This window comes from Pseudomonas sp. NFACC32-1 (assembly GCF_900101215.1).
GTDB lineage: Bacteria > Pseudomonadota > Gammaproteobacteria > Pseudomonadales > Pseudomonadaceae > Aquipseudomonas.
Genome location: NZ_FMUL01000012.1, coordinates 1 through 12,979, shown reverse-complemented (window position 1 = coordinate 12,979; position 12,979 = coordinate 1). Strand labels below are relative to the sequence as shown.

The 12,979-nt window shown below is 60.8% G+C and carries 13 protein-coding genes; 8 read left to right on the top strand and 5 right to left on the bottom strand.

Annotation, left to right across the window (positions count from 1 at the left end):
* Nucleotides 1-35 precede the first annotated feature (35 nt).
* The gene (locus BLP99_RS18045; RefSeq protein ID WP_072396025.1) at nt 36-1,262 is read right to left on the bottom strand and encodes an MFS transporter; all 1,227 of its coding nucleotides are present in this window, start codon (nt 1,260-1,262) and stop codon (nt 36-38) included.
* Nucleotides 1,263-1,778: 516 nt separating this feature from the next.
* On the opposite strand from BLP99_RS18045, the gene BLP99_RS18040 reads away from it, so the two are divergent.
* Genes BLP99_RS18040 through BLP99_RS18030 form a run of 3 tightly spaced genes read left to right on the top strand, consistent with a single transcriptional unit; the run spans nt 1,779 to nt 4,415 of the window.
* Nucleotides 1,779-3,218 (top strand): cytochrome ubiquinol oxidase subunit I, encoded by a 1,440-nt coding sequence (locus tag BLP99_RS18040; protein WP_072396036.1) that lies wholly within the window; start codon nt 1,779-1,781, stop codon nt 3,216-3,218.
* Between the two features lie 3 nt (nt 3,219-3,221).
* Nucleotides 3,222-4,229, top strand: coding sequence for a cytochrome d ubiquinol oxidase subunit II (gene cydB, locus BLP99_RS18035; RefSeq protein ID WP_053151661.1), 1,008 nt, complete (start codon nt 3,222-3,224; stop codon nt 4,227-4,229).
* A gap of 21 nt (nt 4,230-4,250) precedes the next feature.
* Entirely contained in the window at nt 4,251-4,415 is a 165-nt protein-coding gene (locus BLP99_RS18030; protein WP_072396102.1) for a DUF2474 domain-containing protein, read from the top strand.
* A gap of 39 nt (nt 4,416-4,454) precedes the next feature.
* Here BLP99_RS18030 and BLP99_RS18025 read toward each other — a convergent pair whose 3' ends face one another.
* Both BLP99_RS18025 and BLP99_RS18020 read right to left on the bottom strand, forming a co-directional pair.
* The gene (locus BLP99_RS18025) at nt 4,455-5,579 is read right to left on the bottom strand and encodes a methyltransferase (protein WP_072396039.1); all 1,125 of its coding nucleotides are present in this window, start codon (nt 5,577-5,579) and stop codon (nt 4,455-4,457) included.
* A gap of 181 nt (nt 5,580-5,760) precedes the next feature.
* On the bottom strand, nt 5,761-6,474 hold the full coding sequence (locus BLP99_RS18020; RefSeq protein WP_092181286.1) for an autoinducer binding domain-containing protein: 714 nt from the start codon (nt 6,472-6,474) through the stop codon (nt 5,761-5,763).
* A 295-nt stretch (nt 6,475-6,769) separates the two neighbouring features.
* Between BLP99_RS18020 and BLP99_RS18015 the strand changes: the two genes are divergently transcribed.
* On the top strand, nt 6,770-7,546 hold the full coding sequence (locus BLP99_RS18015; protein WP_072396057.1) for a ferredoxin--NADP reductase: 777 nt from the start codon (nt 6,770-6,772) through the stop codon (nt 7,544-7,546).
* A gap of 41 nt (nt 7,547-7,587) precedes the next feature.
* Here the strand turns inward: BLP99_RS18015 and mscL are convergent, their stop codons facing one another.
* Nucleotides 7,588-8,001 carry a large-conductance mechanosensitive channel protein MscL gene (mscL, locus tag BLP99_RS18010; protein ID WP_072396058.1) on the bottom strand — a complete coding sequence of 138 codons (414 nt, stop codon included), beginning with the start codon at nt 7,999-8,001 and terminating at the stop codon, nt 7,588-7,590.
* A 281-nt stretch (nt 8,002-8,282) separates the two neighbouring features.
* Between mscL and katB the strand changes: the two genes are divergently transcribed.
* The 3 genes from katB (at nt 8,283) to radA (ending at nt 11,866) form a co-directional block, all read left to right on the top strand.
* Nucleotides 8,283-9,824 (top strand): catalase KatB, encoded by a 1,542-nt coding sequence (gene katB, locus BLP99_RS18005; protein ID WP_092181283.1) that lies wholly within the window; start codon nt 8,283-8,285, stop codon nt 9,822-9,824.
* Between the two features lie 66 nt (nt 9,825-9,890).
* On the top strand, nt 9,891-10,439 hold the full coding sequence (locus tag BLP99_RS18000) for an ankyrin repeat domain-containing protein (RefSeq protein WP_092181280.1): 549 nt from the start codon (nt 9,891-9,893) through the stop codon (nt 10,437-10,439).
* A gap of 59 nt (nt 10,440-10,498) precedes the next feature.
* Nucleotides 10,499-11,866, top strand: a complete 1,368-nt coding sequence (gene radA, locus BLP99_RS17995) for a DNA repair protein RadA (RefSeq protein WP_072396084.1) — start codon at nt 10,499-10,501, stop codon at nt 11,864-11,866.
* A 192-nt stretch (nt 11,867-12,058) separates the two neighbouring features.
* Here radA and BLP99_RS17990 read toward each other — a convergent pair whose 3' ends face one another.
* A complete protein-coding gene (locus BLP99_RS17990) occupies nt 12,059-12,415 on the bottom strand; it encodes a PilZ domain-containing protein (RefSeq protein WP_092181277.1) in 357 nt (118 codons plus the stop codon).
* A gap of 160 nt (nt 12,416-12,575) precedes the next feature.
* Here BLP99_RS17990 and BLP99_RS17985 point away from each other — a divergent pair.
* The coding region (locus tag BLP99_RS17985) for a carbon starvation CstA family protein (RefSeq protein ID WP_305367271.1) at nt 12,576-12,979 on the top strand (404 nt) is incomplete at its 3' end.

Here is a 12,979-nt window from a genome sequence, read left to right as displayed (position 1 = left end):
TCGCCTGATCGCCGCCCGGCGACTTTTCGCAGGGCCTAGTCCTTCGGCTCGTGCATCCGGTCGCGGTTGGCCAGGGTCGGGAACAACTTGATCCACACGCCAGTCACCAGCAGCGTGCCGACCCCGCCCATGACCACTGCCGGCACGGTGCCGAACCAGTGGGCGGTGAGACCGGACTCGAATTCGCCCAACTGGTTCGAGGCGCCGATGAACAGGCCATTCACCGCACTGACCCGGCCGCGCATTTCATCCGGGGTTTCCAGTTGTACGAAGGAGGCGCGGATCACCATGCTGATCATGTCCGCCGCGCCCAGGACCACCAGCACCGCCAGGGAAAACCAGAAGGACGTGGAGAGGCCGAATGCGATGGTGGCCACGCCGAACACGCCTACGGCGGTGAACATCACACGGCCGACCTTGCGTTCCACGGCGAACCGCGCCAGCCACAGCGACATCAGCAAGGCGCCCACCGCCGGCGCCGAGCGCAGCAGGCCCAGGCCCCAGGGGCCGGTCAGCAGAATGTCCTTGGCAAACACCGGCAACAAGGCCGTCGCGCCTCCCAGCAGCACCGCGAACAGGTCCAGGGAGATGGCCCCGAGGATGTCCGGGCGGCTGCGAATGAAGCGAATCCCGGCCAACAATGAATCCAGGGTGGCCTTGCCTTTGTTCAATGGCGTCTGGCGGGCGGGCAGGTTGAGCATCAGGCAGCAGGCGATCAGGTAAAGCACCACGGTCGGTCCGTAGACCCAGACACTGCCAAAGGCGTAGAGCAAGCCTCCCAGCGCCGGAGCGACGATGGTGGCCGATTGCTGGGCCGATTGTGCGGCGGCCACGGCACGGGGGAAGAGCTCGGCAGGCACGATGCTGGGCAGCAACGCCTGGGTGGTCGGCATTTCGAAAGAGCGGGCGGCCCCCAGCAGGAACGCGAGGATGAAGATCATTTCCCGGGTGACCTGGTCGGTGGCGCTGCCGATGACCAGTGCCAGGGCGATCATCGCCTGCACTGTCTGACAGATCGCCGCGACCTTGCGTCGGTCATAACGGTCGGCCACATGACCGGTGTGAAGCATGAACAGCACCCGTGGCGCGAATTCCACCAAGCCCACGAGCCCAAGGTCCAGGACATTGCCGGTCAGTTGGTAAAGGTTCCAGCCAATGGCGACGGTGAGCATCTGGAAGCCGCTGGCAGTGAAGATCCGGGCCAGCCAGAAGGCGATGAAGGGGCGATGGTGACGGAGCAGCAAGGGCGCTTGGCTGGGCATCTATGACGGGTCCGGTGATGAGGGCATCGAGATTATCACCAAGCTGTAACCGGAAGTTGCGGTTGCCGGAAAAAATAGTTAGCCAAGCATCAATCTTCCACACGCCACCGCTTTCTGTGGGCGAGGGGATTTATCGTGGCGAGGGGATTTATCCCCGTTCGAGTGCTTAGCACTCGCCAACTGGCTGAAATGGATGGGGGCTTTCTCGCAACCCAGCGGGGATAAATCCTCTCGCCACAAGGGACTTCACCATGCCCACAGCTCTGATCGGGCACTGAGACAACCTGTCACGCGACAAAAGACCACGCCGTTCATCGGCAATAATGCGACTACTCTTTGAGCATTGCTTGATCCAGATCAACACCGCTCCGAGGCGTTGGCCTGGAGGCCATCTGGCCAGATACCTGCGTCGTGACGGTTTTAAAAAGAACGATTTGAAAGGCATCGCACTCCATATCCGAGGGGCCGTGATGCAGGCCCCACCCGCAGCCGGTTTTACCTGACAGAGGAAGACTTATGTTCGGTTTGGAGGCGCTCGATCTCGCCCGGATCCAGTTTGCATTCACGATCTCGTTCCACATCCTGTTCCCGGCCATCACGATCGGCCTGGCGAGTTACCTGGCGGTGCTCGAAGGGCTGTGGCTCAAGACCCGCGACGACACCTATCGTGACTTGTACCACTTCTGGTCGAAGATCTTCGCCGTCAACTTCGGCATGGGCGTGGTGTCCGGATTGGTCATGGCGTATCAGTTCGGGACCAACTGGAGCCGGTTCTCGGACTTCGCCGGTGCGGTCACCGGGCCGCTGCTGACCTACGAGGTGCTCACGGCATTCTTCCTCGAAGCGGGCTTCCTCGGCGTGATGCTGTTCGGCTGGAATCGCGTCGGCCGTGGCCTGCATTTCTTTTCCACGGTGATGGTGGCGATCGGCACGCTGATCTCCACCTTCTGGATCCTGTCCTCCAACAGTTGGATGCAGACGCCGCAGGGGTACGAAATCGTCGATGGCCGGGTGATTCCGGTGGACTGGCTGGCGGTGGTGTTCAACCCGTCATTCCCTTACCGCTTGCTGCACATGTCTACGGCGGCGTTTGTCGCCACGGCATTCTTCGTTGGCTCCTCGGCTGCCTGGCACCTGCTGCGCGGTCGCGACAACCCGGCCATCCGCCGCATGCTGTCGATGGCGATGTGGATGGCGTTGCTGGTGGCGCCAATCCAGGCGGTCATCGGTGACTTCCACGGGCTCAACACCCTCAAGCATCAACCGGCGAAGATCGCGGCCATCGAAGGCCACTGGGAGAACGTCGGCAATGAGCCAACCCCGCTGATCCTGTTCGGCTGGCCGGACATGAAGGAAGAACGGACCAGGTTCGCGGTAGAGATTCCCTACCTGGGCAGCTTGATCCTGACCCACAGCCTGGACAAGCAGGTGCCGGCCCTCAAGGAATTCCCGCCCGAGGATCGCCCGAATTCGACCATTGTGTTCTGGTCGTTCCGGATCATGGTGGGCCTGGGGCTGCTGATGATCTTCACCGGTCTGTGCAGCCTCTGGCTGCGTCGTGGCGGCCGGCTCTATCAGTCGCGACCGTTCCTGCACATGGTGCTGTGGATGGGCCCGTCCGGGTTGATCGCGATCCTGGCGGGCTGGTTCACCACCGAAATCGGTCGCCAGCCCTGGGTGGTCTACGGCCTGATGCGCACGGCCGATGCTTCGTCCGGTCACAGCTTCGCCCAGATGAGCATCACCCTGGTGCTGTTCGTGGTGGTGTACTTCGCGCTGTTCGGTGCCGGCCTGAGCTACATGATGCGTCTGGTACGCAAGGGCCCGGTGGCCCACGAAGCCGAGCCGACCGATGGCGGCCCGGGCCAGAAACGCACCCCGGCCCGGCCACTGTCAGCCGCCAACGAAGGTGGCGACGATGTGGACCACAACGACCGCTCGAACAAGGGGAATTGAGTCATGGGTATTGATCTTCCGCTGATCTGGGCCGTGGTCATCATCTTCGGCATCATGATGTACGTGATCATGGACGGCTTCGACTTGGGGATCGGTATTCTCTTCCCCTTCATCAAGGGCGAGCGCGACCGCGATGTGATGATGAACACCGTGGCGCCGGTCTGGGACGGTAACGAAACCTGGCTGGTGCTGGGCGGCGCCGGTCTGTTCGGGGCGTTCCCGCTGGCTTATTCGGTGGTGCTCTCGGCGTTGTACCTGCCGTTGATCCTGATGCTCATCGGCCTGATCTTCCGGGGCGTTGCCTTCGAATTCCGCTTCAAGGCCAAGGCCGACAAGCGCCACCTCTGGGACAAGGCCTTCATCGGCGGCTCGCTGGCGGCCACTTTCTTCCAGGGGGTAGCGCTGGGCGCGTTCATCGACGGCTTCGAGGTAGTCAATCGTCAGTATGCCGGGGGCTCCCTGGACTGGTTCACGCCGTTCACCGTGTTCTGCGGCCTGGCACTGATCGCTGCCTATGCCTTGCTCGGTTGCACCTGGCTGATCATGAAGACCGAAGGCAAGCTGCAGGAACAGATGCACGACCTGGCCCGGCCGCTGGCGTTCGTGGTGCTGGCGGTGATCGGTATCGTCAGCATCTGGACACCGTTGGCCCACGCCGATATCGCGGCCCGCTGGTTCACCCTGCCGAACCTGTTCTGGTTCCTGCCGGTGCCGATCCTGGTGCTGGTAACCATGTACGGGCTGTTCCGGGCGGTGGCCCGCAACGCCAACTACACACCGTTCATCCTGACCCTCGTGCTGATCTTCCTTGGCTACAGCGGCCTGGGGATCAGCCTGTGGCCGAACATCGTGCCGCCTTCCATTTCGATCTGGGATGCGTCTTCACCACCCCAGAGCCAGGGGTTCATGCTGGTCGGGACGCTGTTCATCATTCCGTTGATCCTGGTGTACACCTTCTGGAGCTACTACGTGTTCCGGGGCAAGGTGACCCATGATGACGGTTACCATTGATTGACCTGCGAGGTGTTGCGGATGGCCAAGCCAGAGCTCAAAGACATCGAAGCCGCTGAAAAGAAGCCGCTCTGGCAGCGGCTTGGCTGGCTGGTGGGGATCTGGGCGGGCAGTGTGCTGGCGTTGTTCATCGTCGCCAGCCTGATGCGCATGTTCATGAACGCCGCCGGCCTGACCACCCATTGATCGCCGATGGGAGCGAGTCGGGCTCGCATCCCGCGGTCGCTATTTGCGGGCTTTGAGAATGACGAATTTCGGCGTCGCGGCCACTTGCTCGACGCCCCGGAACAGCCGCGCCAGTTTGCTGTGATAACCCAGGTGCCGGTTGCCGACGATGTACAGCGCGCCGCCGACCACCAACGCCTCGCGAGCCTGCTGGAACATCCGCCAGGCCAGGAAGTCGCCCACCACCTGTTGTTGATGGAAGGGTGGATTGCACAGCACCACGTCCAATGACTGCGCAGCTTGCCCGGCCAGGCCGTCACCGGCCCGCACGGTCATCTCGCGCTCGCCCAGGGCTGCCCGCCAGTTCTCGGCGGCCGATTGCACGGCCATGTAGGATTCATCCACCAGGGTGTAGTGGGCCTGTGGGTTCTGCAGGGCGCTGGCAATGGCCAGCACGCCGTTGCCGCATCCCAGGTCCGCGACTTGGGCGGCCCCCAGGTTCTTCGGCAGATGCGGCAGGAACGCCCGGGTGCCGATGTCCAATCCTTCCCGGCAGAACACGTTGGCGTGATTGAGCAGTTCGATCTTCGGTTCTTCCAGCAGGTAGCGGGTAGGGTAGGGCGATACCGCTGGCGCTCTGTCGGCTGGCGTGGCGATCAGCAAGCGGGCTTTCTTCACCGCCAGCGAGGCCTGCACCGGGCCGATGTAGCGCTCCAGCAGATCACCCGCGGCCCGAGGCAGGTGCTTGACCATGGCTGCGGCGATCACCTGGGCGCCGGGCGCCAACTGACCTTGCAGGCGGATCAGTTGTTCTTCCAGCAGGGCCAGGGTCTTCGGCACTTTGATCAGGACACGGTCGAAGGGCCCGACCAACGGTTCGCTGGCCGGCAATGTAGGCACCGCATCGAAAGCGCGTCCATTGCGCACCAGGTTCTTTTCCAGTGCCTGCAAGGCCAGGAACGAGTCGCTGCTGCTGATCACATCGACCTTGCCGGCCAGGCTGGCGGCCAGGGCACCGAAACCGTCATTGAGCACCAGGACCCGGGTACTCGTGGCCGGTTGCTGCTCGGCCAGATGAGCGAGCAGATATTCATCGGCCGCATCGAAGGCCTGCAGCGGTTCGTTCTGCTGTTCGGGCTGGCGGATCAGGTCGAGCTGGGCGAAGGGGCTGTCAAGCAGGGGCATGGCTGGGGACTCTGGCAATCGACGGATGTCCCGCTGCCCTGGGGCAGGTGTTCGCAGCGGGACCGCCTGAATGAACTGCGTCGCGTGCTAGGCGCGTCATCATTCAAGTGGAGCCGTGAATGGTACGTTTTTTTGCTGTGCAATACTCGTGGGTTTTCAGGCTGACGGTGTGGGTTCGCTCTCAAATCACATGAATGTGGGCCGCCTTGGCGACGGCTGAAATCTTCTTGCTGACGTTCAGTTTGCGCATGCAACTGCACACATGAAAGTTAACGGTGCGTTCGGAAAGGCACAGGATTCTGCCCACTTCCGACGCGGTCTTTCCTTCGGCGGACCACCTGAGCACTTCGATCTCCCTGGGCGATAAATGGCATTTATGCGTGGTTTCGGCGACATCCGACATTTTTTTACTGGCCAGTGCATGCAACCGCTGACTGGCGAAAATGGCGTAGCCGAGATTCCCGTAATGCTCCTCTATATCGATCGGACAATGAGTCCGGGCAAGACTGAACAGGCTACAATAAACACCGTGATCGTCATGGACGGACTGAGTCCAGCCGTACCTGAGGCCTTGTCGGTTAAGTTCGTGCCATAACTTGGGCGCTTGGGCGAAGAGGTTTTCATCCCAGAGGATTGGAAGGGGTGATTGATTGCAGTGTGCTACTATCGGATCGTTCGAAGCATACCCGTTCTGTTCATATAATCGGTCCCATCCATAGGGATAGTTATTCAGGTTTACCTTGGTGGTATGGTTGCTGGGGCTGCCGAGATAGGCCGCAAATGCGCAAAACTCAAATCCTTGATTGTTAAAGAAATTCAAGACCAGGCGATAGGCGGCCTGGAGGTCTTTTTCGCAAGATAACTTCCTCAACTGTAAGTCCTTCCACTTGTCCATCACACTCTCCTGGGTTGACGTTCAGCTGCGTGGATCCAATCTTGGGGGTGCGAAAGAACAGTGTAGGACTTTTCCTAACTTGTAGTTAGATTTTTTAATGTTGCTTACACGAAGCTACGTTGGATTAAACACTTTGAATAATTGTTACCGTTACAGGCTCGTATATTTGTATAACTTCTGTATACGAGCTGAAGAGCTGGCAATGAGTTTATGACTAAATGCCACTACTCTCTGTCGGTGGTTACGGCGCTCACTTTGCGGGACACTGTGGCCTCTCGTTCCTTTGGAGTGGCTCATGACCGACAGCGCAGAGAAGTTCACCCGCCAGACCTTGCTGGAGGTGCGACCATTGACGCCTCATCTGTTTACCCTGCGGACGTCCCGGGATCGTGGCTTCCGTTTCACGGCAGGTCAATTCGCCCGGCTGGGAGTCGTCAAGGCGGATGGCAGCACCGTCTGGCGCGCCTATTCCATGGTCTCTTCGCCGTTCGACGAGTTTCTCGAATTTTTTTCCATTGTCGTTCCCGGCGGTGAATTCACCAGCGAACTCAGCCGCCTGGAACCGGGTGACAGCCTGCTGGTGGAGCGCCAGGCCTTTGGCTACCTGACATTGGACCGCTTTGTGGACGGCAGGGACTTGTGGCTGTTGTCCACCGGAACAGGGGTCGCGCCGTTTCTTTCGATTCTCCAGGATTTCGAGGTCTGGGAAAGATTCGAGCGGATCGTCCTGGTGTACAGCGTCCGCGAAGCGCGGGAGCTGGCGTATCAGGAGCTGATCGACGGGCTGGCTCGGCGCGATTACCTGGCCGAGCACGCGCACAAGTTTCGTTTCATCGCGACGGTCACCCGCGAGCAGCATCCGGGCACGCTCAATGGGCGTATTACCACGCTGATCGAAAACGGTGAGCTGGAGCGGGCCGCCGGTGTCGCGCTGACCCCGGAGCATTCGCGGGTCATGCTGTGCGGCAACCCGCAAATGATCGACGACACGCGCAAGCTGCTCAAGGCCAGGGGGCTGCAACTGAGCCTTACCCGCCGGCCGGGCCAGGTGGCAGTGGAGAATTACTGGTAGGAACAAGGCGTCGCCAGGACGCCTCGTTCAATGCCGATCGATCAGGGCCGTTCGTTCTGGGCCTTGAGCAGGTCGCGGATTTCGCTCAGCAATTGTTCTTCCTTGGTGGGTACCGGCGGCGCGCTGGGTGCCACGGCCTCTTCGCGCTTGAGACGGTTGATCGCCTTGACGCCCAGGAAGATGGCGAAGGCGACTATGATGAAGTCCACGGTGGTCTGGAGGAACTTTCCGTAGGCCAGCACCACGGCCGGGGCGTCGCCCTGTGCGGCCTTGAGGGTGATGGCCAGGTTGCTGAAATCCACGCCGCCGATCAGCAGGCCGATGGGAGGCATGATCACGTCGCCAACAAATGAAGAAACAATCTTGCCGAACGCAGCCCCGATGATGATCCCGACGGCCATGTCGACGACATTGCCTTTGACCGCGAAGGCCTTGAACTCGCTTAGCACGCCCATGAGTGATTCCTTGTGACTGATGAGGTTGGGTGGCAGTGTAATTCAGCCGGATGCGTCTCGCTCGAAACGCCTGCTTACAAAACACTTCGTTATCGACCCGGTTCCGGCCTGAAAGTTTACAAAGTGCCATCAATCGCGCGTGATACGCGCTTTCCCGTCGGTTCCCCATAACGTTTTTTCTATCGGAGCGGTATGGCATTTCTATTTAGGTTTTGCTTTTTCGGGCACTAGCCTCTGACAAGCGCACATGGATGCGCTCTATAACATCAGAGGAAATTCCTATGAATACTTCCCTTGGCGGCGGGGCTCTTTCCCACCGTCGCGCCCTTTTTGCACTGACCGCCGGCCTGCTGTCCCTTTCCGTCAATGCGGCCACCCTGACCCGGGATAACGGGGCGGCAGTTGGCGACAACCAGAACTCGCAGACGGCGGGTCCCAACGGCCCAACCCTGTTGCAAGACGTGCAACTGATCCAGAAACTCCAGCGCTTCGATCGGGAACGCATTCCAGAGCGCGTGGTCCACGCCCGTGGCACGGGTGCCCATGGCACCTTCACAGTGTCCAACGACCTCAGTGACCTGACCAAGGCGAAGGTCTTCGCGGCAGGCCAGACCACGCCGGTATTCGTGCGTTTTTCGGCCGTGGTGCATGGCAACCATTCGCCGGAAACCCTGCGCGACCCCCGTGGCTTCGCCACCAAGTTCTATACGGCCGACGGTAACTGGGACCTGGTGGGGAACAACTTCCCGACCTTTTTCATCCGCGACGCCATCAAGTTTCCCGATATGGTCCATGCGTTCAAACCCGACCCAAGAACCAATCTGGATGACGATTCACGTCGTTTCGACTTCTTCTCCCATGTTCCCGAGGCGACGCGTACCCTGACCGAGCTGTATTCCAACTCCGGCACGCCGGCCAGTTACCGTGAAATGGACGGTAATGGTGTTCATGCTTACAAACTGGTGAATGCCAAGGGTGAAGTTCATTACGTCAAGTTTCATTGGAAAAGTTTGCTAGGTCTGAAAAACCTCGACCCGAAAGAAGTTGTGAAAGTTCAGGGGCAGGATTACAGCCACATGACCAATGACTTGGTCACGCATATTAACAAGGGCGACTTCCCCAAGTGGGACCTGTATGTCCAGGTGCTCAAGCCGCAAGAGTTGTCCAAGTTCGATTTCGATCCGCTGGACGCCACCAAGATCTGGCCGGGAGTGCCGGAGCGTAAAGTCGGGCAGATGGTTTTGAACCGTAACCCGGCGAATGTCTTCCAGGAAACCGAACAGGTGGCCATGGCGCCTGCCAACCTGGTGCCTGGTATCGAACCTTCCGAGGACCGTCTGTTGCAGGGTCGGGTGTTCTCTTATGCCGATACCCAAATGTACCGGGTAGGCGCCAACGCATTGCAGTTGCCCATCAACGCACCCAAGGTTGCAGTGAACAACGGTAACCAGGACGGCGCGATGAACCTTGGCAGCACCAGTACCGGCGTCAACTATCAACCGAGCCGCCTGATGCCTCGCGACGAGCAGCCTTCGGCACGCTACAGCCAGACCGCGCTTGGCGGCAGCACCCAGCAGGCGAAGATCCAGCGTGAGCAGAACTTCAAGCAGGCCGGTGACCTGTACCGCTCGTTCAACCAGAAGGAGCGCAACGACCTGATCGAAAGCTTCGGTGGGTCGCTGGCGACCACCGATGACGAGAGCAAGCACATCATCCTGTCCTTCCTCTACAAGGCTGACCCTGAATATGGCACCGGCGTGGCCCGGGTTGCCAAGGGCGATCTGGCCCGGGTCAAGGCACTGGCGGAAAAACTGACCGACTGATCCACCTGCGCAAAACCTGTGGGAGCGCGTTCGCTCCCACAGTCACAGGCCCAAGGAGTCGCGCCGATGCGTCTGTTTCTCTTATCGCTGCTCGCCGCCTGGTCATTGAACGGGTGGGCCGACCAACCCGTGCCTACCGACCCGGTGGCGGTGCAGGAACAATTGCAGGCTTATTATTTCGACGCCGCCCGGCGGGGTGACGTGCCGATGCTCGAGACCTTCATCGAAGCCGGTTATTCGCTCGATACCCAGGATGAAAAAGGTTACACCGCCCTGATCCTGGCGGCTTATCACGGCCATGGCCCGGCGGTGGAACGGTTGCTGGCCGCTGGCGCCGATGCCTGCGCCCAGGACAAGCGGGGAAATACCGCACTGATGGGCGCCATCTTCAAAGGCGAGGTGCAGATTGCGCGTCGTTTGCTGTCTACCGATTGCAGTCCGGACCAGCGCAACGGCGCGGGGCAGACCGCGGCGATGTACGCCGGCCTGTTCAAGCGTGCCGAATTGCTCGAGGCCTTGAAGGGCAAGGGGGCGGACCTCGAGGCCCGGGACCCTTTGGGCAATACGGCTGCGGATCTGGCCAAGGGTGAAATCAGAATGCCGGCCCCACGTTGACGAACTGGCCGTTCGGGTCGTCGTCTGGGCTATCATCACGGTTTTTACCCGGAGTTCAGATGGCCAAGGCAAAGCGCATGTATGGCTGCACCGAGTGCGGCGCGACCTTTCCCAAATGGGCCGGCCAATGCAGTGAATGCGGTGCCTGGAATACCCTGACCGAAACCATGGTGGAAAGCGGCGGTGCCGCGGCGCCCACAGGGCGTACGGGCTGGGCTGGCCAGCAGGCGCAGATCAAGACCCTGGCCGAAGTCAGTGTCGAGGAAATCCCGCGCTTTTCCACGGCGTCCGGTGAGCTGGACCGCGTATTGGGAGGCGGACTGGTGGACGGTTCCGTGGTGTTGATCGGCGGGGACCCCGGCATCGGTAAATCCACGATCCTGCTGCAAACCCTGTGCAACCTCGCCACCCGCATGCCTGCGTTGTATGTCACCGGCGAGGAATCCCAGCAACAGGTCGCCATGCGGGCCCGACGCCTGGGCCTGCCCCAGGATCAATTGCGGGTCATGACCGAGACCTGCATCGAAACCATCATCGCCACGGCTCGCCTGGAAAAGCCCAAGGTGATGGTGATCGACTCGATCCAGACGATCTTCACCGAACAATTGCAATCGGCACCGGGGGGCGTGTCCCAGGTGCGGGAAAGCGCGGCGCTGCTGGTGCGTTACGCCAAGCAGAGCGGTACGGCGATTTTCCTCGTGGGCCATGTCACCAAGGAGGGCGCGCTGGCGGGGCCGCGCGTGCTGGAGCATATGGTGGATACGGTGTTGTACTTCGAGGGTGAGTCCGATGGGCGGCTGCGTTTGTTGCGGGCGGTGAAGAACCGCTTCGGCGCCGTCAACGAGCTGGGTGTGTTCGGCATGACCGACAGGGGGCTGAAAGAAGTCTCCAACCCTTCGGCGATCTTTCTGACGCGCGCCCAAGAGGAAGTGCCGGGCAGCGTGGTCATGGCGACCTGGGAAGGCACCCGCCCGATGCTGGTGGAAGTGCAGGCGTTGGTGGATGACAGCCATCTGGCGAACCCACGCCGGGTCACCCTGGGCCTGGATCAGAACCGGCTTGCCATGTTGCTGGCTGTCCTGCATCGCCACGGAGGTATTCCTACCCATGACCAGGATGTTTTCCTCAACGTGGTGGGCGGCGTCAAAGTGCTGGAAACCGCTTCCGACCTGGCCTTGATGGCGGCGGTTATGTCCAGCCTGCGCAATCGACCGCTGCCCCACGACCTGCTGGTGTTCGGTGAAGTGGGGCTGTCAGGTGAGGTTCGGCCGGTGCCCAGTGGGCAGGAGCGGCTCAAGGAAGCGGCCAAGCACGGTTTCAAGCGCGCCATCGTGCCCAAGGGCAATGCGCCCAAGGAAGCACCAGCGGGGTTGCAGATCATCGCGGTGACACGCCTGGAACAGGCGCTGGATGCGTTGTTCGAGTAACCCGGGAGGCTGAGGGGACTGTGTGTGGTAAGGGGAGTTATCTGTGGCGAGGGGATTTATCCCCGCTGGGCTGCGAAGCAGCCCCCCGAATAAGCGACGCCAATCGACCTGAAGCACCGGGTTGTCAGGTTTTAGGGCCGCTGCGCAGCCCAACGGGGATAAATCCCCTCGCCACAAGGGATCGGCGCTGATTCAGATATGGATCAGCGCCCCCAGTTCCCGCTCCAGCTCATCATTATCGGCCAGGTTCAGTTCCACCAGCCGGCGCAGATGGGCGATGGAGTCCAGGTCGATATGCTCGCAGACGAAGCCCAGGTGGCCGTGGTCGTCATGCATCAACCGGACTTCCATCTTCACCTTCACCTCGTTGCTCAGGTGAATGTCGGCGGTAAAGGTTTGCTCGGGATCTCCCAGCCAGGGTTCGGGCTTTTCGATCAGCAGGCCCTTGAGGGACAGGTCCAGCAGTTCCACCGGCCATTTGTTGGACCCCTGGATCAGTTCGGTCCGGGCATGGAATTCAATTCGTACGAAGCGGCGGCGATCGCTCATTACGCTTTCCCTCTCGAAGATTCATTGACTATAGACGCCAACGGACGGGGCATCGCCACCGTTCGCCCGCCGGCAGACGAATGTCGGGTATGGCCTTTGTCCGGGTTAGCGCTAAACTCCTGTGGCTGTCTTTCTTGTCCACCCTGGCTGGAATATAAAAATGAAAAACAATAATAGCCCGCTGCGCCATCTGCCCTGGCTACTGCTGGCCGTCGTGGGAGCGTGCGCCCTGGGCGTCGTGGCCTTGCGTCGAGGCGAGGCGATCAACGCCCTCTGGATCGTCGTCGCAGCCGTGGCCATCTACCTGGTCGCCTACCGCTACTACAGCCTTTTCATCGCCAACAACGTGATGCAACTCGACGCGCGCCGGGCCACTCCCGCCGTGCTCAATAACGATGGCCTGGACTATGTCCCGACCAACAAGCACATCCTCTTCGGCCACCACTTCGCGGCGATTGCCGGCGCGGGGCCGCTGGTCGGGCCGGTGCTGGCGGCGCAGATGGGCTACCTGCCCGGCACGCTCTGGCTGATCGCCGGCGTGGTGCTGGCCGGTGCGGTGCAGGA

Excerpts from the sequence above, each read along its gene's own strand:
- BLP99_RS18045 (WP_072396025.1), bottom strand. The coding sequence starts at position 1,262 with ATGCCCAGCCAAGCGCCCTTGCTGCTCCGTCACCATCGCCCCTTCATC.
- BLP99_RS18040 (WP_072396036.1), top strand. The coding sequence starts at position 1,779 with ATGTTCGGTTTGGAGGCGCTCGATCTCGCCCGGATCCAGTTTGCATTC.
- cydB (WP_053151661.1), top strand. The coding sequence starts at position 3,222 with ATGGGTATTGATCTTCCGCTGATCTGGGCCGTGGTCATCATCTTCGGC.
- BLP99_RS18030 (WP_072396102.1), top strand. The coding sequence starts at position 4,251 with ATGGCCAAGCCAGAGCTCAAAGACATCGAAGCCGCTGAAAAGAAGCCG.
- BLP99_RS18025 (WP_072396039.1), bottom strand. The coding sequence starts at position 5,579 with ATGCCCCTGCTTGACAGCCCCTTCGCCCAGCTCGACCTGATCCGCCAG.
- BLP99_RS18020 (WP_092181286.1), bottom strand. The coding sequence starts at position 6,474 with ATGGACAAGTGGAAGGACTTACAGTTGAGGAAGTTATCTTGCGAAAAA.
- BLP99_RS18015 (WP_072396057.1), top strand. The coding sequence starts at position 6,770 with ATGACCGACAGCGCAGAGAAGTTCACCCGCCAGACCTTGCTGGAGGTG.
- mscL (WP_072396058.1), bottom strand. The coding sequence starts at position 8,001 with ATGGGCGTGCTAAGCGAGTTCAAGGCCTTCGCGGTCAAAGGCAATGTC.
- katB (WP_092181283.1), top strand. The coding sequence starts at position 8,283 with ATGAATACTTCCCTTGGCGGCGGGGCTCTTTCCCACCGTCGCGCCCTT.
- BLP99_RS18000 (WP_092181280.1), top strand. The coding sequence starts at position 9,891 with ATGCGTCTGTTTCTCTTATCGCTGCTCGCCGCCTGGTCATTGAACGGG.
- radA (WP_072396084.1), top strand. The coding sequence starts at position 10,499 with ATGGCCAAGGCAAAGCGCATGTATGGCTGCACCGAGTGCGGCGCGACC.
- BLP99_RS17990 (WP_092181277.1), bottom strand. The coding sequence starts at position 12,415 with ATGAGCGATCGCCGCCGCTTCGTACGAATTGAATTCCATGCCCGGACC.